This window comes from Paraburkholderia sp. RL17-337-BIB-A (assembly GCF_046025895.1).
In the GTDB taxonomy this organism is placed as follows: domain Bacteria; phylum Pseudomonadota; class Gammaproteobacteria; order Burkholderiales; family Burkholderiaceae; genus Paraburkholderia; species Paraburkholderia fungorum_C.
Genome location: NZ_JARESY010000002.1, coordinates 1,119,210 through 1,141,499, shown reverse-complemented (window position 1 = coordinate 1,141,499; position 22,290 = coordinate 1,119,210). Strand labels below are relative to the sequence as shown.

Here is a 22,290-nt window from a genome sequence, read left to right as displayed (position 1 = left end):
AACGCGCGGCACGACCTCTTCTGCAAAGCTGCGCATGTCCGTCCTGCGCACTCGGCTACTTCGCCGGGGCGCTGACTTCGTTGAGCAGCTTCAGGTCTTCCGGAGAAAGTTGCAGGCGCGTCGCCGCCACCAGACTTTCCAGCTGTTCGACCGAGGTAGTGCTCGCAATCGGCGCCATCACGCTCGGCCGTGCGATGATCCAGGCGAGTGCCACGGTCGAGGGTGTGGTGTCGTTGCGTTTGGCCACTTCAACGAGCGTATCGACGATTCGCAGTCCACGGTCGTTCAGGTACTTGTTCAGGAATGGACTACGTGCACGCTTGTCGATGTCCGCCTTCGAACGGTATTTCCCGCTCAGGAAGCCGCTCGCCAGGCTGAAGTACGTGATTACTGCCAGTTTGTGCGCCTGCGCGACCGGTTCGAGGTCCGTCTCGTAACCTTCCCGATCGTACAGGTTGTACTCGGGCTGAAGCACCTGATACGCCGGCAAGCCCGATTCCTTCGATACTTTCAACGCTGCCTCAAGCCGCGCGCCGGTGAAGTTCGACGCGCCGATCACGCGCACCTTGCCCGCCTCGATCAACTTCTGATACGCGCCGAGCGTCTCTTCCATCGGCGTCGTTTCGTCGTCAAAGTGAGAAAAATAGACGTCGATGTAGTCAGTTTGAAGACGTCGCAGCGAATCGTCGACGGCTGCCTCGATATTCGCCGCCGACAGACCCAGCCGCGTCTTCAACCTGCTGACCTTGGTCGCAAGCACGATCTTGTCGCGCTTGCCGCTTTCCTTGAACCACTTCCCGATGATCTTTTCGGACTCGCCGCCCTGATGGCCCTCGGCCCACTGCGAGTAGGCGTCGGCGGTATCGACGAAATTCAGGCCGTGATCGACGAACGCGTCGAGAATGGAGAACGATGTTCGCTCATCGGCCGTCCAGCCGAAGACGTTACCGCCGAAAACGAGGGGTGCGACTTGAAGATTCGAGGTTCCGATGGTGTGTTGTTGCATGGCTTTCTTTGCTTACGGTGTTGAGTTGGAAACGAACGGAGAAGGATACGCGCGAATGCGGCCGCTTGCTTGCAAGGCGCCTGAGACATATGACTTGTATCCAGGGTCGCGATCGCCCTGTGCGGCCGTTGCCCCGAAGGCGGCGTTCTCCTCAGAACGAATGGCGAATGCCGGCCATCACACCGAGTTGTCCGATGCCCGGCGCGGGCGTCGTGCCTCCGCCGCCCTGACTCACCGTGTAAGCGGCATGCGGACTGTTGAACAGATACGCGCCTTGCAGGTAAACCGCGGAACGCTTCGACAGCAGGTACGTGGTGCGTAACGCGGCGATGGTGCCGCGCGTATCGTCGGCGCGATTGATGATGCGATACACGCCGCCGTCCAGAATAAATGCAGGCGTGACGTTATACGCCGCCGTGACGTAGTAGAGATTCGAGCGCACGTCCGGCAATGCCGGGGATACCGTTTCGACGTGACGTCCAAGCCAACCCGCCCCGAGTTTGACCGGCCCGATGTGTCCATAGCCGTTCAACTGCATCCGCACGTCCTTGTCACCGGACTGTGTCAGCGCAAAGGGTGCCGTGCCGTCGTACAGATTCGCGGCCGCGCCCGGGCCACCGCGTTGTTCGTCGTAGGCGCCGGCCACACCATAACCGTTCATGTCATAGCGCAACATCGTCGACCATTCGCGGCAACTCTGCGAACTGCCCGGAATCGACCCCACACAGGTGCCCTGCCCCGGTGAATTGCCGGTGCCCGCTGAATCGCGGCCGAAGGAATACGTAGCACCGAACGTGAAGCCCGAGAACGTGCCTTTATACACGATCGTGTTGTCGCTGCGCGCGCTCGGCATGTACTGATCGAACGACCCCGTGCCGCCGTAAATGTCAGGTCCGAGCAGATCGGAATCGAGGATCGCCCAATACGTCATCGTGTACTGGCGCCCGAACGTCAACGTGCCGTATGGACTCTCGAGACCTACGTACGCTTGCCGCCCAAACAGCCGGCCACCCTGATTAAGCGTGCCACCCTTGGTGTTAAAGCCGCTCTCCAGTACGAAGACCGCGGACAAGCCGCCGCCCAATCCTTCCTTACCGCGAATCCCCCAACGCGATGGAAACTCGCCGGTGATGCCCGGCATGCGCACGACGCTATCGCCCGCCGCGTTTGCATGCGTCACCAGTTCAATGCCGGTATCGATGATCCCGTACAGCGTCACGCTGCTCTGTGCGAACGACGATGCGCTGACGCCAAGCAACATACTGCCCAAAGCGAGTTTGTATTTCATGTGTCTCCAAGTCTCCGTGGTAGGTGCTTTGCGTGAGCGCGCAACGATCCAGACGCCGCTCATACGAAGCGTTTTTATGTAGCGATACTAATTACATGCGTGACAGCACCGGCTGCTATTCAAGCCACCCGATACGTGAAAAGACTGACTGCTTCAGATAGCGGCAATCCGCGCATCGCGCCCGATCGCCGCGCTTGCGGACATTGCGCGACTCAAACGCCAGACTTCGGAATATGGCGTTTGACCACCATCAGCGCGACCATCACGATGAGCATCGCGACGCCGAGCATCCACAAGTACGACGATGCGCCGCCGGCCGTAATCACCACGGCCCCGGCAAACGCGCTGGCGATCGCGCCGAGCCGGCCGAACGCGAGCGCCGATGCGGTGCCGGTTGCGCGCACACGGGTCGGATAGACGTAAGCACACAGCGCAAACATCGTCGACTGGACAGCGTTGACGAACAGGCCATGCACGCCGAGACCGAAGATCAGCAAGCCGGTGTGATCGGAAATATTCACGCCGAGCAGCAGCAATGCGCTCGCCGCACCGCCCGCGCTGCAGACAATCAACGGCCAACGCGAGCCGGTGCGAGCAATCACCACGGCGCACAGCAACGCGCCCACCACGCCGCCGAGGTTGTACGCGGTAAGTCCCGAGCCCGCCACCGACACCGACAAGCCCTGCGTGCTCAGCATTGTCGGCAGCCAGCTGAAAGCGCTATAGACGGCCAGCAGGCACAGGCAAAACGCGCACCAGATCGCCAGCGTATCGAGCGCCAGGCCCTCGCGGAACAGCGCGGTAAAGCCGGTGTGCTTTTCAATGGCCTGCTCGCGCACGTCGGTGAATACGCTGCCGCTTGCCACCGGACGCGACATCCGACCAAGCAGGCGTCCGAGTTCCGGCCAGCGCTGCGGCTGCCGGGCGAGAAAGCGCGGCGACTCGGGCAACGTGAAGAGCAGCAGCGCAGCAAGTGCCAACGGCAGCACGCCGCCGATCAGAAACAAGCCGCGCCATCCATACGTCGGCAGGATTTCATGCGCGAACAGACCCGCCACCATGCCGCCGAGCGGCACGCAGACGATCGTCGCGGTGACCGCCAAAGTGCGACGGCGAGCCGGTGTGAATTCCGCGGTCATGGTTGTCGAGCTCGGCAACGCGCCGCCGATGCCGAGGCCGGCGATAAAACGCAGCAGGGCAATCGTCACGATGTCGGGTGCGAAGGCAATGCCGCAGGTGGCGGCACCGAACACCAGCACGCTGCCGATCACGGCCCAGCGACGGCCGAAGCGATCGGCCAGCAGTCCGGCGCACGCGCTGCCGATGCCCATGCCGATCAATCCGGCCGCGACCACCGGCGCAAAAGCCGCGCGCGTGACGCCCCACTCCTTGATCAGCACGGGAATCGCAAAACCGATCAGTTGGCTATCGAAGCCGTCCAACACAATCGATAACGCCGCGAGAAACACCACGATCTTCTGCATGGTGGTGTAAGGACCTTCGTCGAGCGTGCGGCCGATGTCGACGGCATGGCGCCCTTCCTCGACACCTGCCCGATTGCCGGCGAGCGGCGCGCCGACCTCATCGGCGGACGCACTGGCCGATCCGGCCGGCGGTACATAACTGGTCATGAAGCTGTCTCCTGGATTGTTGTGCGCGATTCTTCCCGCCGCGCTTTTGTTGTCACGGTTTTTAATCAGTATGTGAGCGAGCGTTCGGCCTTTGACATTGCCGTTTCGCGCAAAAGCCATGACCTGTATGCATGGCTTGCACGAAGCTCGTATCGCTGTGGTGATCTGGGCGCCGCGTATCACGGCGATATGCAGCGATACACAACGGCCAATGCGGCGCTCAGCGCTTCAGAACGGATAATGACGTGGCGTGGTTTGCACGGTGATCCAGCGCAAATCCGTAAATTCAGCGATTCCCGCCTGCCCACCGAAACGTCCAAAACCGCTGCCCTTCACGCCGCCGAACGGCATTTGCGCCTCGTCGTGAACGGTCGGCCCGTTGACGTGGCAGATGCCCGATTCGATACGCCTCGCAACATTCATCGCGCGCGCCACATCACGGCTGAACACCGCGGACGAAAGCCCATATTCGTTGTCGTTCGCACAGGCCACCGCTTCAGCTTCACCGTTGACGCGCACGATACCCTTCACGGGCCCAAACGATTCATCGGCATAGATGCGCATGGCGGGCGTGACGTGATCGAGCAACGTGGCGGCCATCAAGGTGCTGTCCGCTTTGCCGCCACAAACGAGCGTGGCGCCTTTAGCCAACGCGTCGTCGATCAACGCGTTGCAGCGTTCCACCGTGCTCATATCGACGACCGATCCCAACACCACCGGTCCCTTACGCGGGTCGCCGAGCGGCAGGCCGCGCGCTTTCTGCGCGAGCCTGGCAACGAACGTATCCGCGATCCGCTCATCGACGATGATCCGTTCCGTCGACATGCAAATCTGCCCCGAGTTGGCGAAGGCGCCGAATGCAGCGGCGTTGACGGCGGCATCCAGGTCCGCGTCGTCGAGCACGATCAGCGGCGCTTTTCCGCCGAGCTCCAGCACCGACGGTTTCAGATAGCGCGCACAGGTGGCCGCGATGATCTTGCCGACATGCGTGGAACCGGTGAAATTGACGCGCCGGACTTTCGGATGCGCGATCAGCGCCTCGACCACCGCGCCTGCATCGGCCGGTGCGTTGGTGATGAAGTTCACCACGCCCTTCGGCAAGCCCGCTTCCTGCAAGACTTCAATAATCAGGCCATGCGTGGCGGGGCAGATTTCCGAACCCTTCAGCACGACCGTATTTCCACAGGCGAGCGGCAATGCAATGGCACGCACCGCGAGGATCACCGGCGCGTTCCAGGGCGCGATGCCGAGCACGACGCCGGCCGGCTGACGCATGCCCATGGCGAGACTGCCGGGCACGTCGGATGGAATCAGCTCGCCGCCGATCTGCGTGGTGAGCGCGGCCGCCTCCATCAAACCGCCGGCGGCGAGGTGCACGTTGAAGCCCGCCCACATCGCCGATGCGCCCGTCTCTGCCGCCATCACCGCGGCGAACGCTTCGCCGCGCGCTTCCAACGCATGCGCTGCCTTCATCAGCAGCGCGCGGCGCTCGCTCGGCCCCATCGCCGACCATGCCGGAAACGCTGCTGCCGCGGCATCGGCGGCGGCTACCGCGTCGGCGACCGTCGCTGCGGGCGCACGCGTCGCGACTTCGCCATCGAGCGGATTACGACGCTCGAAGGTGGCGCCGTTGCTTGCCTGTACCGCCGTGCCGTTGATCAACATCGAGATGCTTTGCATCGTGTTTGTCTCCTGCGAAAAGTTTGATGAATGCGGGCGAGAACTGAGCTCGCGCTCACGCCACGACGACTTCGACCAGCATCGGTCCGGACGACGCCAATGCGTCGCGCAGAACGTCATGCAAGCGTTCGGCGGCGGTCACGCGCGTGCCCGGACAACCCATGCCCGCGGCAAGTGCCACAAAATCGAGTCCCGGCAGATCGGTGCCTTGCACAGGGTCGGCCGGACCAAAACCGAATTCCGGCGCAAAGTCCTGCAGCGCGGCATAGCGGGAATTGTTCAGGATCACGAATGTGATCGGCAGTTTCATCTGCACGGCGCTATAGATGGCCTGAATGGAATACATGCTGGAGCCGTCGCCGATCACGCCGATCACGCGCGTGCCGGGCTTCGCCAACGCCACGCCGACGGCAGCCGGCATGCCATAGCCGAGACCGCCGCTATCCATCGTGTAGAAGGTGCCGCTGCGCGTGAACGACAGGGTGCTCTGCATCACCGGCCGGGAACTCGGCGCCTCCTCGACCACGATATTGTCTGCATGGCGCAGGTCGGCAAGGGTCTGCAACGCGAACGCCACCGACATCAGTGCCGACGGTTCCGCGCGCGGACATGCAACGCGCGGCGCGGGCAAAGGGCGTGCCTTCGGCGCGGGCCGGGCCAGCAGATCGGCCACACCGAGGCGAATATTGCCAATCGCCGCGGTGCCGGCCGGCGCCCATGCCGCAATCGCCGGATCGTCGATCAACTGACATAGCGTTGCACCTGCAGGCAAATGCGGGCCGTGACCTTCCACGTGATAGGTGAAGGCCGGCGCGCCGATCACAAAGATCAGGTCATGGCCGCCAAGCAACTCGACGATCTTCTCGCGCATGGCCGGCAAGAAGCCGGCGAACAGGCGATGGTCTTCGGGGAACGCGCAACGGCCTGTCATCGGCGCGACGAACACGCGGGCGTTGTGTCGTTCGGCGAGACTTACGACTGCGTCCCAGCCGCCGGCCCGGTCGACTGCGCCACCCACCACGAAAGCCGGCCGTTCGCAGGCGTCGAGCGCCGCGCCGATCTGCTCCAGCACGAATGGCTCCGGCCGCATTTCAGTACTGACTACGCGGGCCGGCACCGGCTCGGCAGCGCGGTCCCAATCGTCGACGGGAATCGACACCAGCACCGGCCCGCGCGGCTCCTGCATCGCCACGTGATAAGCGCGCGCAATGGCCAGCGGCACGTCTTCGGCGCGCGCCGGTTCGATGCTCCATTTGACATACGGCTTCGGCAATTCGGTGGCTTGTGTCGACGCAAGGAACGGGTCGAACGGCAGAATCGAGCGGGCCTGCTGCCCGGCGGTAATCACGATTGGCGTGCGATTGCGGAACGCGGTGAAGATATTGCCCATTGCATTGCCCACGCCCGCCGCCGAATGCAGATTGACGAACGAAGCGTTGCGGGTGGCCTGCGCATAGCCATCGGCCATGCCGACCACGACCGCTTCCTGCAAGCCCAGCACATAGCGGAAATCCTGGGGAAAATCGCGGAACAACGGCAATTCCGTCGACCCCGGATTGGCGAACACCGAAGTCATACCGACGCGGCGCATGAAATCGATCACGGCGTCGCGCACCGTGAACGATGCGTGTTGAGAGAGTCCCGATGCGTCTGAACGGGGCGCGTTACTGGTCATGCCTGTCTCCTGTCGATCAGAGTTAGCGCTTTAGCGCTTACTCTGGTCCCATGCAAAGCTGTCGATCAGAGTTAGCGCTTTAGCTGTCGACCGGAGTTCGCGCTTCAGCGCGTTACTCCGGTCCCATGCAAAGCACTTACTCTGGTCTCATGCAAAATAGTTGCGGTCAATGAGCGCCGTTTCTTGATGGTTCATTATCGGAAGCTCGACGTTGATTGAAAATTGCCTTTTTTGAGAAAAGGCATTACTTTTGCGCATGACTTTCAATCTTCAGCAATTGCATGCCTTCGCAACCATCGTCGCGAGCGGCAGCCTTGGCCGTGCCGCGGAAGCGCTGCACGTCACGCAGCCTGCGCTGAGCCGCACCATCAAGCGACTCGAGGATCAGGTCGGCGCGCCGCTGTTCGAACGGCACTCAAAGGGTATGCAGCTTACTGCGATCGGCAGCGCGCTGCTGCCGCACGCCACCCTGCTGCAACGCGAAGCCGATTACGCACGCGAGGAAATCGATGCGATGCGCGGCCTCGCCAAGGGGACGATTCGCGTCGGCGCGGTGGCGAGCATCGCGACGCTCGTGCTGCCGCTCGCGGTGAGCGGCGTGCTCGCGCGCTGGCCGAATCTGCGCGTGGAGATCATGGAGGGGGTGTGGGACCGGCTGGCGGACAGTCTGATGAAACACGAGATCGATCTCGCGCTCAGCATGGCCGTGCCGGACACGGACGAAATTGCCGCGATTGCCGATTGCAGATGGGAAGACACGAGCCATGTGGTCGCCGCGCTCGATCATCCGCTGCGAGGCAAAGTGGATTTATGTCTTGGCGACACGCTCGATCAGCAGTGGTGTGTGCCGCCGCGTGGCACGGGTCCGTTCGAGCATCTGCAACACGTGTTTGCCGAGCATGGGCTCGGCATGCCGCCGATTGCGGTCGAGACGCGCTCGATCACCGTGCTGAAAAGCCTGGTGACGCGTGCGGGATTTCTAAGCTGGATGGCTACGCCGATGTACGACACCGAAAGCGCGGCGGGCGTGTTCGATACGTTACCGATTCCGGGCCTCGTCGCACGCCGCACGTTGACGGCGTTTCGGCGCCGTCAGGGAATTCTGCCGAGTCCGGCGGTGAAGTTGCTGGAGCAACTCAGGCAGCTGACTGCGGTACAGGAATAGCTGCCTGAACGCAGCCAAACGCGCGGACTGCCTGGTTCAACACGCTCAATTGCACAGCGGCCTTGCTTTCACATCGACGTGAGAGCAAGGCCGCTTGTGCAACGACACGAATCAAGCTGGCGCGAGACGACTGCTCGCGCCGTAGCCCATTAATGACCCACGTTGACAACTGGAGCCGAGTACGAGCTCAGCGTGGTTTCCGTGTGGCTGCCTGCTTGCGACGAGCCGTTCGTGGCTGAACCATAACCGCTGGTTTGAGCAACGGTGTTTTGTGCTGCGATGCGCGCCTCGGCAGCCTGAATGTTTGCGGGGTAATCATCGGCGTTCGACATCGCCGGGTCGTAGCCGGCTTTTTCCAGCTGCACCAGTTGAGCGCGCACCTCGGCGCGGGTCACCGGTTGGTTGGATTGGGCGAACGCAGCGAGCGGTGCAGTGATGAGGGCGGCGATAACAGCAGCTTCGATCAGCGATTTCATGACGACTACCTCCAGAGATTGTTTTTGCCGTGCTGCAAACCTGTTTGTTTGCAGCCAGTGAACGTAGTCTAAGAGTCGGCGAACCTAGGGTAAACCCCTAATACGCGAATTCACTGTTGCTAGAATCGGCACAATCTCAATAGGACATATCTGAAAGTTCGATAATCGATGATCGAGTGGTGGACGGGACGTCTGAACAGGTCGGGACGCGCCCGATCAAACAGCTTGAAACGGTATCGTGACGATTGCATGACGAGCGTGCTGGCTGAGATTGGGGAGGCCAAGGCGCGGCACGGCTTGCTTCCAGCGGAATGACGCTGTGTACTGGCACACGCCCGCCCGCGCTTGAATGCGCGGACGCGCCAACCCGAGCGGCGCGCCGGGCTTCATCGCGATCAGCTTCAGCGGCAGGCCGGCGCCCGATCGCCACGGCTGGCGCTGTTCACGGGAATAAAGGAGACGATTAGCTATGCCTGCGCCGCACTCTGCTTCGCTGCCCTGCTATCGCGACGTCGTGCGCGCTGAGTGGGTCGACTACAACGGTCATTTGCGCGACGCGTTTTACATGCTGATCTTTAGCTTTGCGACCGATGAGCTGATCGATGCGATCGGCTTGCCCGATTCGGTGCGCAAGGAACGTGGCCGCTCGATCTATACGCTCGAAGCGCATCTCAACTATCTGCATGAAATCAAGGAAGGCACACAGGTTCGCGTCGATATGCGCGTGCTTGGACATGATGCGAAGCGGCTTCATCTGTACCTCGAAATGGTCGCTGATGATGGCGTGGAGCCGGTAGCCGCGGGAGAGCAGATGCTGCTACATGTGGATACGGCCGGGCCGCGCGCGGTTGCCTTCGACGCGGATATCGAGGCGCGCGTGCGCGCGTTGGCGCAAGCGCATGCGGCGTTGCCGGCAGCCAGGTTTGCGGGACGCGCGATCGGCTTGCCTGCGAAGCCATTAAACGCACGTCCTGGCCTATGTTGACCGGACCGCTGAACACGCACGGTGCGCTTCGGCGGTCTGCCGGTTGCGAGGCGCGCCTCACGTCTGCGCCGCGCCCCCACTCCGCTTGAACGCACTGGCAAAGAAGAGCACCTGATACTGCACCGCGTTGGACCAATACTTCCATGTATGGCCGCCCGGCCGCTCCGCGTAATCATGCGGCACGCCGAGCTCAACCAGCCGTGCATGCAGCGTCCGGTTCGATTGCACCAGCGAGTCGCTCACCCCGCAATCGATCGTCAGCGCAATATGCGCATTTCCAAAACCACGCGCGTTCTCGACAATCGCCTCGTTGTTCCAGAAGTCGGCGTGACGCGTAGGATCGCCAAACACCTGATCGATCCCGGGCTCGTCCTCGCAGCCGCGCGGATCGACCGCCCCGCTAATACTTCCCGCGGCGCCGAATTCATCCGGCCGGTCCAGCGCGATATGCAACGCCCCAAACCCACCCATGCTCAACCCGGTAATCGCGCGTGCCTGCCGCGTCGCGATCGTGCGGAAATGCGTATCGATGTAGCCGACGACCTCGCTACCGACATAGGTTTCGTAACGGCTGCGCGGATCGACGGGACTGTCGATATACCAGCTCTCGTGACCGCCGTCCGGCATGACGAGGATCACGTGATAGCGATCGGCCAGTTTGCCGATGTGAGAATTCGCCGTCCAGTCCGTATAGTCGCCGCCTGAGCCGTGCAGGAGATAGACGACGGGGAAGCGATCGGCCGCTTTGCCGTGCCTGTATTGGTCGGGCAGCACCACCGTTGCATCGAACGACTTATGCATGGCGGCGCTGGGAATGGTGACGACCCTCGACTGAAACGCCCAGACCGGGTTCGCGAAAAGCAGCGTCAGAATGAGCCAGAAAGCACGATTCATCTTCATGGTTTGTCGCTCTCCCCTTTCTATGTGTCCGAAGAACACTGTCCGGCATCTGGCGGCAAAATTCTGACGACGACTCTAGCAATGGCGACTTACAACCAAATTTCAGCGAAGCATACGGCCTTGTCAGCTTGGCGCCACTCCAAAGGGGCGCGACGGCGCAAACTGATCGTCTATGCAACGGCTACGTCCGGCACGTGAATGCACGGGACACTATTGCGTCTATTCAATATGTGCCGAAAAGCCGACCTGATCCGGAGAGCCCGGCACTCGCCTTGCGATCGTGGAGGCCGTTCCGCCACGCATCGCAAGCAGGCGGAACAGGGCGACATCGATCTGGCTTTCCATACCCGCGAAGGCGCGCCGCCCGGATTGCGCCAGCGATTGCTTTTCAAGGAGCGCTATGTGCTGGTAGGCCGCGCCAATCACCCGCGATTGAAGCGCCGGCCCACGCTAGCGCAGTTCTGCAAGCTGGAGCACGTGATCGTCTCGCCGGCTGGGGGAGGGTTTAGCGGCGTCACGGATGACGCGCTGGCTGAGAGCGGTCTTACGCGCAGGGTGGTGCTTTCGGTCCCGCACTTCCTGTTCATGATGTCGGTCCTCGCGAGCACGGACCTCGTGGGGATGCTGCCGTCGCGTCTGGTGCGCGACAATAGCGCGCTCAGGATCGTCGAGGCGCCGGTTGAAGTGCCGGGTTATGAAATGGCGATGCTTTGGCATGAGCGCTCGCATCGCGACCCGGCGCATCAATGGCTGCGGGAATGCATCGTGGACTCGGTGGCCAGCTGAACACGCGCGTGACTATGCACAATCACGCAGCTGCATCCCCTCTGCCGATGGCATCCAGTTCAGCACGCACTTCGTCGCTCAGGCTCAATTGGGCTGCCTGCATGTTTTCACGCAGATGCCCAAGTGACGAAGTGCCGGGGATCAGCAGAATGTTCGGCGCGCGATGCAGAAGCCACGCGAGCGCCACCTGCATCGGCGTGGCGCCGATCGTTTGGGCAAGCGTGGACAGCGCTGTCGATTGAATCGGCGTGAATCCGCCCAGCGGGAAGAACGGAACATAAGCGATCCCCTTGGCCGCCAGTTCGTCGACCAATGCATCGTCTTCCCGGTGCACCACGTTGTAATGATTCTGTACGCAGACGATCTCCGCGATGCCCTGCGCCTCGGCGACCTGGGCCGGGGTCACGTTGCTCAAACCAATGTGACGTACAAGCCCGCGCTGCTGAAGTTCGGCCAGCGCCGCGACCTGCTTTTCAATCGATCCTTCGGCGGGCGCGTGCACGTTGCCCATGATCCGCATATTGACGACCTCGAGCGCGTCGACACCTAGATTGCGGAGGTTGTCGTGAACGCCGCGCTCAATATCTTGCGGCTCGAGCGCCGGCAGCCAGGCGCCGTCGTCGCCACGCACCGCACCGACCTTGGTGACGATCACGAGATCATCCGGATAAGGATGCAGCGCTTCCCGAATCAACTGGTTGGTGACGTGGGGTCCGTAGAAGTCGCTCGTATCGATGTGATTGACGCCCGACGCCACGGCTTCGCGCAGCACCGCGAGCGCTGCTTCACGATCTTTCGGCGGCCCGAATACGCCCGGCCCGGCCAGTTGCATGGCGCCATAGCCCATGCGTTGCACGCGGTGGCCAGCCAGCGGAAAGGTGCTTGCAGCGGTGAAGTTCGACATGACGCGCTCCTTGATGTGAGGGTTGAGCGTCAGTATGAAGGGCATTGCGTTGTTCGATAATCCGGCCTAAATTGCACGGGTTGTTAAACATTTTGAACAACGGCCATGGAATTCAACGATCTTGCCGCATTTGTTTCGGTTGCTCGCGCTGGCGGCTTTCGCGACGCCGCGCGCATTAGCGGCGTCTCCGCCTCGAGCTTGAGCATTGCGGTACGGCGTCTCGAGTCGAAACTCGGTATGCGCTTGCTCAACCGAACCACGCGCAGCGTGGCCCCGACCGAAGCTGGGCTGCGCCTGATCGAAAAGCTGACGCCTCTGTTCAGCGAGATGGAAGCCGCGCTGGACGTCCTCAACGGCTTCCGGGACAAACCGACCGGCACGCTCAAGCTCAATGTTCCGTCGAGCGCCGCACGCATCGTATTGGCGAGCATCATTCCGCAGTTCCTGAAGGCCTATCCCGACATCCGTGTAGAGGTGGTGGTGGAGGACGGCTTTGTCGATGTGCTGTCGATCGGTTGCGACGCGGGCATTCGTTATGACGAGCGGCTCGAGCAGGACATGATCGCGATTCCGATCGGTCCGCGTGTGCAGCGATTCGCTACGGCCGCGGCGCCGGACTATCTCGACACGCACGGTAGACCCGAGCATCCGCGTGACCTGCTCGCTCATGCATGCCTGCGCGGCCAATTTTCCGGTGGCGCCATGCCGACCTGGTATTTCGAGCGCGATGGCGAGGTGATCCAGTTGAATCCGTCAGGACCACTGCTCGTCAGACCGGGCGCGGCAATCGACCTTGCCGTCAGTACCGCGGTTGCAGGTGTGGGGGTGATTCACCTTTTCGAAGACATGCTGCGGCCCCATCTCGAGAGCGGCGCGTTGGAGCCGATCCTCGTGCCGTGGTGGCAATGCTTTTCGGGGCCGTTTCTTTACTATCCGGGCCGTCGTCACTTGCCGGCACCGTTACGCGTATTTGTCGATTTCCTGAAGGCGGCTGGTTAGCGAGCGTCTAACGATGCCTTGTACCGGTTCGACTACTGAGAAGCTGTGAAGACCATCGTACCCGCGAAACCCTAAGTGTCGACGTATGCCTGGCAGAGTGCAGGCATACGTCGAGTACGGCTTACACGACGCGAGACCGATCAGAATGCGTGGCGCATGCCCACGGTAACCGCCACTTGCGTGTTCGACGACGACGGCGAGAGCGTATTGATCATCGCATGCGAGAGCACGGAGTCCGCAGGCGCACCGTGCACGTTCTGATAGACGCCTTCAAGATAGAAGTCGGTGCGTTTGCTGAGCGAATAATCGGTCTGCAGCATCGCCGTATTCCAGCCCGGCGACGAACCGTTGTAGGCGCCACGCGTGTAGGTGTACGCGCCCGATACGCTCAATGCAGGCGTGATTGCATACTTCGCGTTCGCTTCGAAGTTGTCCATACGCAGCGACCCACTCAGGGTTCCGGCGGAAGCGTCGTTCGCACCAAGATACGTGCCGGTTCCGAAGGAGTAGACACCCGACGCGTTGTCCATCTGCGTGTGGCTCCAGACCAGGCCGAATGTAGCCGGTCCGAACGTGTAGTTACCGCCAAGCGACCAGATACGCTGGCGTTGCGCAAGGAAGTTCGCGCTCGTGTCGCCCTGGGTAACGGCACCGCCCGCCGCGCCGCCTGCGTTGTTGAATTGCAGGTAGCCGGCGGCAAGATTGACCGGCCCTTGCGCATAGGAGACGGCGAAGCCATATGAACGGTTGTTCGCGAAGCCGCCCGCCTGGTTGCTGAACCCATACATCGTTTCGAACGTGACGCCGCGGTACGTCGGGCTCGCGTACTTGACCGTGTTGTTGACAACGACTGAATTGGCAGCAAGGTTGTCGTTTTCGAACGGGTGCGCAGCCATGTTGCCGCCCCACGTGTTGAACTCCGCCGTGAGCGGGCCGACCAGGTCGTTCATCACGTCAAATTGGCGGCCGAACGTCACGGTGCCGTAGGCATCGCTTTGCAAACCGACCCACGCCTGAGAGCCGAAACCATCACCGGAGAAAGCCTGGGCGCCGTTATTCAGCAGGAAACCCTGCTCCAGCTTGAAGACCGCGTGCAAGCCACCACCGAGATCCTCCGACCCCTTGAGGCCGAACACCGTGTTTTGCGTCGAGCTGCTCACTTCCTGCCAGTTGCTATGGCCTGACTGATTGTTCGTGTAGATCAATCCCGTATCGATAAGACCATAGAGCGTCACGCTGCTTTGCGCATGCGCCGAAATAGCAAAGGCGCCGGAAAGCGCGACCACGAATAAAGACTTTTTCATATTGTTTGGCTCCATGAATGGGCGGTGATGACGTAATCAGTTGTGTGCATTCGATACCCATTGGCAAGCGCGTTGACCGCCCGCAAAACGTGGCAACGGAAAGGCAACGCATTCGCGGAGCAGTGCCACGCGAATTGCTAAAACGTGCAATAGAGTTTGTTGATTATTGCGTATAGCGCCTTGCAATGAGTTGCGAATGGCGCATGCTGACTACAGTGGTTTTTTTCAATTGGGTTACACAGGCGCGTCTTGCAAGCAATGCCGAAAACGAACAACGCGATGATATGACTTAGAAGATAAATAACACGTCAAAAATAAAAATGACGTGGTGTCAAAAGAACACCCATGACTTGCGTTAGCGAGTTCTCAGCGCCACGCCTGCGTAAACTCGCCCACCACGCGCGACAGATGCGCCTGCATCGCCTCTCGCGCCGCAGCCGGATCGCGGCTCATGATGGCGGCAAAAATACGCTGATGATCTTCCTGTGACGCCGCACGCATGGCCGGCGTATGAAAGTGTTCTTCGATCTTGGCCCAGAGCGGATCGCTGCGCGCGCAGTCCCACATTGCGGTGACCATGTGCAATAACACCGTATTGCCGGTGGCTTCGGCAATGCGCATGTGAAACTGACGATCAGCCGCGTCGTTAGCCTGCTTGTCATGCATCTGCTCGCGCATCGTCGTGAGCGCGGAGAAGATGCGGTCGAGGTCGCTGTCCTTGCGCTCAGTTGCCGCAAGCGCCGCCACTTCCGATTCGATCAACGCGCGCGCGCGCAACGTTTCGATCGGACCCGGGCCGCGCGGCAAGTCGAAGGTCACCGGCTTGGCGCCGAGGCCCGCCGACACATAGATGCCAGAACCGCCGCGCACTTCAACCACACCCTGCACCTCGAGCGCGATGATCGCCTCGCGAACCTGCGTGCGGCTCACGCCGAATTTATCGGCCAGGGTGCGTTCCGACGGCAACCTCGATCCCGCCTCGAAGTCTCCGGACGCAGCGATCAACGCATGAATCTGTTTCGCGAGGCCGATGTAGGAACGGTCCGCGGCTTCTGCGTCTTGTCGGGCGAATGGCTGGGTTAAGAGGTCGGTCATCAAAGTGCTCGCGGATAGACATGACGAGGCGCCTGCTTCGGCCCTCGCGCAAAAAATGGTACACCAATTTCGCGTGCGAGCCCCTTTCCATGCCATTCAAACTTCCGTCAATCGCCCGAAGATCGCGCCTGGACAAGGCTTGCGGTAGTTATAGACTGGTAAACCACTATCGCATCAAATTGGTCAACCAATCATAATCCGCCTGCCTCGGGAGACTGACCAACACGATCCCGTTCCGAGCCAAAGGCCTGTGCAGTCAATCAAAGGAGTGAAGTCGTGAAGATGTCTTTCCGGTGGTACGGCGAGTCCGATCCCGTCACGCTGCAATACATTCGCCAGATTCCCGGCATGACGGACATCGTGTCCGCCATTTACGACGAGCCGGTGGGCGAGGTCTGGCCCGCGCACAAAATCGCCGCCCTGAAGTCGACGATCGAGCAAGCCGGCCTTCGGTTCGAAGTCGTCGAATCGGTGCCCGTGCATGAAGACATCAAGCTCGGCAAGCCGAACCGTGAGCGTCTCATCGCCAACTATCAGCAGACCATCCGCAACCTCGCGGCCGCCGGCATCAAGGTGATCTGCTACAACTTCATGCCGGTGTTCGACTGGACCCGCACGGAGTTGTCGAAGACGCTCGAAGACGGTTCGACGTGCCTCGCGTTCAGCACTAAAGAAATCGAAGAGATCGACCCGAACAACGGCATTTCGCTGCCCGGCTGGGATTCGAGCTACCAGCCCGGACAATTGAAAGCCCTGCTCGCCGAATATCGCGAGGTCGACGAATCCAGGCTCTGGCAGCATCTGGAATATTTCCTGAAAGCGATCATTCCCGTGGCCGAAGAATGCGGCGTGAAGATGGCGATTCATCCGGACGACCCGCCGCGCCCTATCTTCGGCTTGCCGCGTATCGTGAAGAACCGCGACGACCTGGCGCGCATTGTGAAGATCGTGGACTCGCCTGCGAACGGCCTCACCCTGTGCTCGGGTTCGCTCGGCGCCGGACCGCAGAACAACGTGGAAGCACTCGTGCGTGAATTCGGCGGCATGGGGCGCATCCACTTCGCGCACATCCGCAATGTGAAGATCACGCCCGAGGGTGACTTCGAAGAAACGGCCCACCTGTCCAGCTGCGGTTCGCTGGATATCGCCGCCATCGTGAAGGCCTATCACGACACCGGCTTTACCGGCTATTTCCGTCCGGATCATGGCCGCATGATCTGGGGCGAAACCGGCAAGCCCGGCTATGGTTTGTACGACCGGGCGCTCGGTGCCGTCTATATCAACGGCTTGTGGGAAGCGATGGACAAGCTTTCCTGAAGCTGTTCCTGATACCTGAATAGAACTTTGCAAACAAGGCGCCGGCGGATTGCCTGGCCGGCGTCGTCATAACCATAAAATCCGGACGGAGACTTCCATGCCACGCATCCGATGGGCCATGATCTTCATGTGTTTCCTCGCCAACGTCATCAACTTCGTCGATCGCGCCAACCTCGCGATCGCCGCGCCGAGCATTCGCGCGGAGTTGGGTCTGGACGCGGTCGGCATGGGGCTCGTGCTCAGCGCGTTCTTCTGGACCTACGCGTTCCTGCAACTGCCGGCCGGCTGGTTCATCGACAAGGTCGGCGTGCGCGTGAGTCTGGCGCTGGCGGTCGGCTGGTGGTCGGCCTTCACGATCGCCACCGGCGCGGCACGCGGTCTCGCGCAACTCGTGGGCGTGCGGCTCATGCTCGGCGTCGGTGAAGCGGCGGCGATTCCGTCGTTCGCCAAGGTCGCGTTCAACTGGTTTCCGCGCAGCGAGCGCGGCCTCGCAAGCAGCATCTTCGACAGCGGCTCGCGCGTCGGTTCGGCGCTCTCCCTGCCTCTCGTTGCGTGGTTGATATCCATCGTCGGCTGGCGCGGCTCGTTCGTGATAACAGGTGGCCTCGGCGTCGTGTGGTCACTCGCCTGGTGGTTCATCTATCGTGACCCGGAGCGGTATCGAGCCATCGCACCCGCGGCCGTCGACGCCCTGCTGGCACAACGCGCGGCGAGCTCCGCCACTGCCGACACCGCCACCACTGCCGAGAGCACCGGCACCGGCACCGTCTCGTGGCTCGATCTGTTTCGCTATCGGACGGTGTGGGGCATGATGATCGGGCTGTTCTGCCTCAACTTCGCGATTTACTTTTTCATCACGTGGTTCCCGAGTTATCTGCTGCAATCGCGCGGATTCTCGCTCGCGTCGCTCGGGACCTGGGGCATGCTGCCGGCGCTGCTGGCCATTCCTGGCGGCTGGCTTGGCGGCATGGTGTCGGACAATCTGTTCAAACGTGGCTGGAGCGCGACCGCCGCACGCAAGACATGTCTTGTGCTCGGCATGCTTCTGTCGTCGTCGATAGCGCTATCGGTGTTCGTTCAAAGCACGTGGGCGTGCCTTGCCTTGTTCGCTCTCGCCTATGCGAGTTTGTCGTTCGCCGGCGCGAATGTGTGGACCCTGGTTGGCGAAGTCGCGCCGACACCGGCTCACGTGGCATCGCTCGGCGGCATTCAGAACTTTGCGGGGAATCTCGCCGGCATTTTCATCACCACGTTTACCGGCGTCATGCTGGCGATCACAAAAGGCTCGTTCGTGATTCCGCTGATGGTGGCAGGCTCGTTATGCATTGTCGGCGCCCTGTCTTATCTGTTCCTTGTCGGCAAGGTGGAGCCGTTGCCCTTGCTCCCACGCGTTCGAACGACAAAAATTGCCGGGCACGAAGCGGTTTAGGTTGCGGCATCAGCGGCATATTCGCCATCAACTCACGAAGACGGCCGGAACAACCGGCCGTCTTCGTTTAAGGTGACCCGTTTAACTGACCGGACCGCCTGCGTACTCCCCCGCTCGCTCGTCGACGACGGACCGATTTGCCTGGCCTCGTCGCCGGCGCTCACTCGCGCGTTTCACTCATGACCAGTGCGCCGGCACCCAGACGTTCCCCACCCAATGCGCCGGCACCCACACGACAGGGCGCGGCGCCGGCGCCACATAGACCATGCGCGGGGCGACATACACAGCACGCGGGGGCGGCGGCGGAAGGTAGACGACCGGTGGCGGCGCATACACAACCGGCGGCGATACGACCACGACCGGCTTCGGCGGCGCGTACACAACCGGCGGCGGCACGACCACGACCGGCTTCGGCGGCGCGTACACAACCGGCGGCGGCACGACCACGACCGGCTTCGGCGCAACCACGACCGCCGTGCCACCCGTCGTGACGACGCCAGTGGTCACGACCGTTCCGCTTGTCGTCACCGTGTTGCCGTGCGTACCCGTAGTGCTCGTCGACGTCGTCACAACGCCCGGCGCAACCCGCGTGGCCGTACCAGCGTGATAGACGGTACCGCCGCCGGAGCCGGTCACCGTGCCCGAACGTGAGCACGAAGCCCCCGCGCAGTTAGTCGATGCCGAATGATCGAACGTATTGCCGTTTGATCCGGTGATCGCCCCGGACGACGAATACTGGCCAGGCGCGGTCCTGGTCACGTCGCCGGAGGTGGTCGCGGTTTTACCGTCCGGTCCGGTGAGGGTGCCGGTGTGGGAACAGGTGCCGCCCGCGCAACTGGTATCGCCGGCGTGCTGGACCTGATTGCCGTAGCGTCCCGTCGCGGTGCCTGAATTCGAGAACTGGCCGGGCGCGTTGCGGGTCACCGTGCCGGTGTTGGTCGCCACGCCGCCGTAGGGGCCGGCTACGCCGCCAGCGTGCGAACAACTGCCGCCGCCACACGAACCGTAACGCGCGCCGTTGTAGGTGCCGCGCGAGGTGTAGGCGGTGCCATGTTCCGACCAGGCGAAAGCCGAAGCGCTGCCAAGCGCGAGCACGGCGACGGTTGCGCTGAGCACGAACTTGCGCAAAGTGCCGCGTAAGGATGCGGAGGTGGTCACGCAGACAGAGCAAACGGCGGTGGCTGGAGCGTCAAACGAACGGTTTTTCACGGTATGTCCTTGCTGGTTTTGGGCCACTTCCGGGTACTGCGGCGTGGCGACAAACGGACTATAGAAGGACGCCTGAATTTAATCAGCAGCGAAGATATGTCATCCTGTTTCACCCTGAAAGAGGCTTGCTGGACAAGGGTTTTCGGGCGGTTCGAACGCACCGTGACATAGCTCGACATAACTTGTTACGAGTCGGATTCCGCCGGCTTCCCGTCAGAATGGCCCGCGGCTAGCAAGATTCGCGTACTCGTCCTTGAGCCTTTGAATGCGACTCCGATACGCCGTATCCAGACACGCCTGATTCCCGCCACATGCTTGCCTTGTTTTCAGCCATGCCTGCTGTTCGTCCTGCATGTCCCCACGCGTGCCCATTGCCACCAGGCCCGTCAACATCTGATAGCGCACGGCCATCTCGACATCCTGCTCGCTCAAGTGCCGGGAAGCACATATCGCCTTTTCGTCGGGCATGCGTGCGCGATTGCAGTCGAAGCTGGCCGCAAAGCTCGAAACGGAGCCAAGCACGAAACTGACGAGCAAGGCGTGACGCACACTGCGGCCGATCCAGCGACAGGGTTCTCTCTTCATCATTCCTCCGGACGTGGCGGACCACGTCGCCTGATTACACATAGGACAGGATACGGTCACGCGGCACGGCAGCGCCCAACGGCGCTGCCCGGACGCCAGGCTCGATCATCATGCGCTGACGCGGAAGCGCTCGCTATCTGGCCGAACGCCGGGGCGAGGACACCGGCAACGCAACGCGACGCAAGCGTTACGCATTGCGAAGCGCACTCGCCGCGCAGATTCGCCGCAGCGGCGCGGCAAGCAAGCAAGCCGGACGGATCTTGCGCGCCTCGTGTTGTCGTTTGAATTCATTGCGATTTTTTTATTGACAAGACATCCGGCAAAACGGCACACTCATTCGCATGTTGACGCACACCTCCATCGCCTTCGCGATTAAAAAACCAACCATGCATGCCATGATCGGCAGGCATTTGGGAGCATGTGCGCGTTAGCAGTCTGAATCTGCAAACAAGACCCAAAGGCCCCGCCGGTAACGGAAGGGGCCTTTTGTTTTGTGGGCGCCTCCGTCCGCCGGCTCGATGACGGAGAGCAAGATGGATCAGGCAAGCCCGCAGTGCATGGATGACGACTCAAGTCTGTCTGCGTATCAACAGGACGAGCGTCTGCCGAAGGTAGTCATACATTTTTCCGTAGTGCCAGGCGCAACGCTCACGTGGCGTGTCGATGCCGACAGCACGCTTCGTGTGCAGGGCGCGCGTCTATGGCTCACGCGCGTCAACTCGCCTTACGATCATTGGCTCGAACCGGGCCACGAGTTCCGTCTGCAACGCGGCGAACGCGTGTGGCTCAGCACGGGTGATGAACGCACCGCGCGTGTGTCGTTGAGTTGCGCGTTGCCTGCCAGACGCGGTCTCGTCAGGCGTTGGCTCGGGCGGCTCGCATGGTTGGGTCTGGGCGCGCCGGCGACTCGGTAGTGGTGTCCCGTGGTGATCCGGTCAGGCGGTGGCTCAGGCGGCTCGCATGGTTGGGGTTGGGGCGCGGCAACTCGTTAGCCGTGTCCCATCGCGATCCGATGATCGGGCTTTCGTCACGCGCAAAAGCAAACACCCCTGCAGCGAGGGGTGTTTGCCGATCGGTCATGCCAGCTTCGAGGAGCGAGGGCATGCCGCGTTGAGCGGCTGCGTCGTGCTGCTTGAACGTGGGCCGCTCGCTTACTGGCGTGGCGTTTACTTCACCGCCATCGCGACGGTTACGGCGATTACGGTGATGACGGCGATAGCGGCGGTTGCCGCAGTTGCGGAGATGGCGGCGATGGCGGCTCTTACAGCTATTGCTGCGTCACCTGCACGGCCGCTGCCGAAACGAATACCGCATGAATCGTATCGCCGACCTTGACCCCCTTCAGATCGACGTCCGGTCCGACTTCGAGCGATTGCGTCTGATACGCACCGCGAAGCGTGACAAGACGCTTCTTGTGATCGATCTTCTGCACGGTGGCGAGCACCTCGATCTGGCGTGCGGATTCAAAGCCGCCCGAGGCCGGCGCATACACCTGCGTATCGACGCGCGCACGAATGCCCTTGTCCTTGCCGGTGACCTTGTCGGCCTTCACCAGCAACGCATTCTTGTACAGCACATCCACCCGATCGCCGATCTTCAATTGTTCGAACCCGGCAACTTGCTGGCTCACCAGCACGACCACCGCGTTACCACCCGGCCCTTTGAGCGTAAGCGTGCGGCTGCCCGGATCGATACCGACGATCTCCGCCTTCACATGCACCGGTTGCACTGCGCCGACGACGCCCTGCGCGGCACTGGCCAACGCGTCTTGCGCCCACACCGGTTGTGCTGCGGCGAAAGCCGCTACCATCAAAGCTGCTCCAATCGTCGCTGCCTTCATTTACGCGCTCCTTGAG

19 protein-coding genes and 2 pseudogenes are annotated in these 22,290 nt (G+C 61.7%); 8 read left to right on the top strand and 13 right to left on the bottom strand.

What is annotated here, in order from left to right; genetic code table 11:
• Positions 1–55 precede the first annotated feature (55 nt).
• The 5 genes from P0D84_RS26090 to mdlC form a co-directional block, all read right to left on the bottom strand.
• Positions 56–1,006: an aldo/keto reductase gene (locus P0D84_RS26090; RefSeq protein ID WP_408341546.1), complete on the bottom strand. Its 951-nt coding sequence runs from the start codon at positions 1,004–1,006 to the stop codon at positions 56–58.
• Positions 1,007–1,157: 151 nt separating this feature from the next.
• Positions 1,158–2,294 (bottom strand): porin, encoded by a 1,137-nt coding sequence (locus P0D84_RS26085; protein ID WP_408341545.1) that lies wholly within the window; start codon positions 2,292–2,294, stop codon positions 1,158–1,160.
• Positions 2,295–2,506: 212 nt separating this feature from the next.
• Positions 2,507–3,925: an MFS transporter gene (locus P0D84_RS26080; RefSeq protein WP_408341544.1), complete on the bottom strand. Its 1,419-nt coding sequence runs from the start codon at positions 3,923–3,925 to the stop codon at positions 2,507–2,509.
• 228 nt (positions 3,926–4,153) lie between these two features.
• Complete coding sequence (locus tag P0D84_RS26075; protein ID WP_408341543.1) at positions 4,154–5,605, bottom strand: aldehyde dehydrogenase; 1,452 nt, start codon at positions 5,603–5,605, stop codon at positions 4,154–4,156.
• 55 nt (positions 5,606–5,660) lie between these two features.
• Positions 5,661–7,280: a benzoylformate decarboxylase gene (gene mdlC, locus P0D84_RS26070; RefSeq protein ID WP_408341542.1), complete on the bottom strand. Its 1,620-nt coding sequence runs from the start codon at positions 7,278–7,280 to the stop codon at positions 5,661–5,663.
• Between the two features lie 256 nt (positions 7,281–7,536).
• Here mdlC and P0D84_RS26065 point away from each other — a divergent pair, with 256 nt between their 5' ends.
• A complete protein-coding gene (locus tag P0D84_RS26065) occupies positions 7,537–8,445 on the top strand; it encodes a LysR family transcriptional regulator (RefSeq protein ID WP_408341541.1) in 909 nt (302 codons plus the stop codon).
• Positions 8,446–8,594: 149 nt separating this feature from the next.
• Here the strand turns inward: P0D84_RS26065 and P0D84_RS26060 are convergent, their stop codons facing one another.
• Positions 8,595–8,921 carry a DUF4148 domain-containing protein gene (locus P0D84_RS26060; protein ID WP_408341540.1) on the bottom strand — a complete coding sequence of 109 codons (327 nt, stop codon included), beginning with the start codon at positions 8,919–8,921 and terminating at the stop codon, positions 8,595–8,597.
• 170 nt (positions 8,922–9,091) lie between these two features.
• Between P0D84_RS26060 and P0D84_RS26055 the strand changes: the two are divergent.
• A pseudogene (locus P0D84_RS26055) lies at positions 9,092–9,236 on the top strand (L-carnitine dehydrogenase); the annotation flags it as partial.
• Between the two features lie 154 nt (positions 9,237–9,390).
• Complete coding sequence (locus tag P0D84_RS26050; RefSeq protein WP_408341539.1) at positions 9,391–9,906, top strand: thioesterase family protein; 516 nt, start codon at positions 9,391–9,393, stop codon at positions 9,904–9,906.
• A gap of 57 nt (positions 9,907–9,963) precedes the next feature.
• Here the strand turns inward: P0D84_RS26050 and P0D84_RS26045 are convergent, their stop codons facing one another.
• Complete coding sequence (locus tag P0D84_RS26045; protein WP_408341538.1) at positions 9,964–10,806, bottom strand: alpha/beta hydrolase; 843 nt, start codon at positions 10,804–10,806, stop codon at positions 9,964–9,966.
• Positions 10,807–11,065: 259 nt separating this feature from the next.
• Between P0D84_RS26045 and P0D84_RS26040 the strand changes: the two are divergent.
• Positions 11,066–11,592: pseudogene (locus tag P0D84_RS26040) on the top strand (LysR substrate-binding domain-containing protein); the annotation flags it as partial.
• A gap of 22 nt (positions 11,593–11,614) precedes the next feature.
• Here the strand turns inward: P0D84_RS26040 and P0D84_RS26035 are convergent.
• A complete protein-coding gene (locus P0D84_RS26035; protein WP_408341537.1) occupies positions 11,615–12,496 on the bottom strand; it encodes an aldo/keto reductase family oxidoreductase in 882 nt (293 codons plus the stop codon).
• A gap of 105 nt (positions 12,497–12,601) precedes the next feature.
• Here P0D84_RS26035 and P0D84_RS26030 point away from each other — a divergent pair, with 105 nt between their 5' ends.
• Complete coding sequence (locus tag P0D84_RS26030) at positions 12,602–13,495, top strand: LysR family transcriptional regulator (RefSeq protein ID WP_408341536.1); 894 nt, start codon at positions 12,602–12,604, stop codon at positions 13,493–13,495.
• A 140-nt stretch (positions 13,496–13,635) separates the two neighbouring features.
• On the opposite strand, the gene P0D84_RS26025 is transcribed toward P0D84_RS26030, so the two are convergent.
• Both P0D84_RS26025 and P0D84_RS26020 read right to left on the bottom strand, forming a co-directional pair.
• A complete protein-coding gene (locus P0D84_RS26025; RefSeq protein WP_408341535.1) occupies positions 13,636–14,799 on the bottom strand; it encodes a porin in 1,164 nt (387 codons plus the stop codon).
• Positions 14,800–15,165: 366 nt separating this feature from the next.
• Positions 15,166–15,894 carry a FadR/GntR family transcriptional regulator gene (locus P0D84_RS26020; protein WP_408341534.1) on the bottom strand — a complete coding sequence of 243 codons (729 nt, stop codon included), beginning with the start codon at positions 15,892–15,894 and terminating at the stop codon, positions 15,166–15,168.
• Positions 15,895–16,170: 276 nt separating this feature from the next.
• Here P0D84_RS26020 and uxuA point away from each other — a divergent pair, with 276 nt between their 5' ends.
• Positions 16,171–17,211: a mannonate dehydratase gene (gene uxuA / locus P0D84_RS26015; RefSeq protein WP_408341533.1), complete on the top strand. Its 1,041-nt coding sequence runs from the start codon at positions 16,171–16,173 to the stop codon at positions 17,209–17,211.
• 97 nt (positions 17,212–17,308) lie between these two features.
• Entirely contained in the window at positions 17,309–18,640 is a 1,332-nt protein-coding gene (locus P0D84_RS26010; protein ID WP_408341532.1) for an MFS transporter, read from the top strand.
• 177 nt (positions 18,641–18,817) lie between these two features.
• Here P0D84_RS26010 and P0D84_RS26005 read toward each other — a convergent pair whose 3' ends face one another.
• Together P0D84_RS26005 and P0D84_RS26000 are read right to left on the bottom strand one after the other, a co-directional pair.
• A complete protein-coding gene (locus P0D84_RS26005) occupies positions 18,818–19,849 on the bottom strand; it encodes a hypothetical protein (RefSeq protein WP_408341531.1) in 1,032 nt (343 codons plus the stop codon).
• A gap of 213 nt (positions 19,850–20,062) precedes the next feature.
• Positions 20,063–20,434, bottom strand: a complete 372-nt coding sequence (locus P0D84_RS26000) for a lysozyme inhibitor LprI family protein (protein WP_408341530.1) — start codon at positions 20,432–20,434, stop codon at positions 20,063–20,065.
• Between the two features lie 533 nt (positions 20,435–20,967).
• Here P0D84_RS26000 and P0D84_RS25995 point away from each other — a divergent pair.
• The gene (locus P0D84_RS25995) at positions 20,968–21,348 is read left to right on the top strand and encodes a DUF2917 domain-containing protein (protein WP_408341529.1); all 381 of its coding nucleotides are present in this window, start codon (positions 20,968–20,970) and stop codon (positions 21,346–21,348) included.
• A 353-nt stretch (positions 21,349–21,701) separates the two neighbouring features.
• On the opposite strand, the gene P0D84_RS25990 is transcribed toward P0D84_RS25995, so the two are convergent.
• A complete protein-coding gene (locus tag P0D84_RS25990; protein WP_408341528.1) occupies positions 21,702–22,274 on the bottom strand; it encodes a hypothetical protein in 573 nt (190 codons plus the stop codon).
• Between the last annotated feature and the right edge of the window lie 16 nt (positions 22,275–22,290).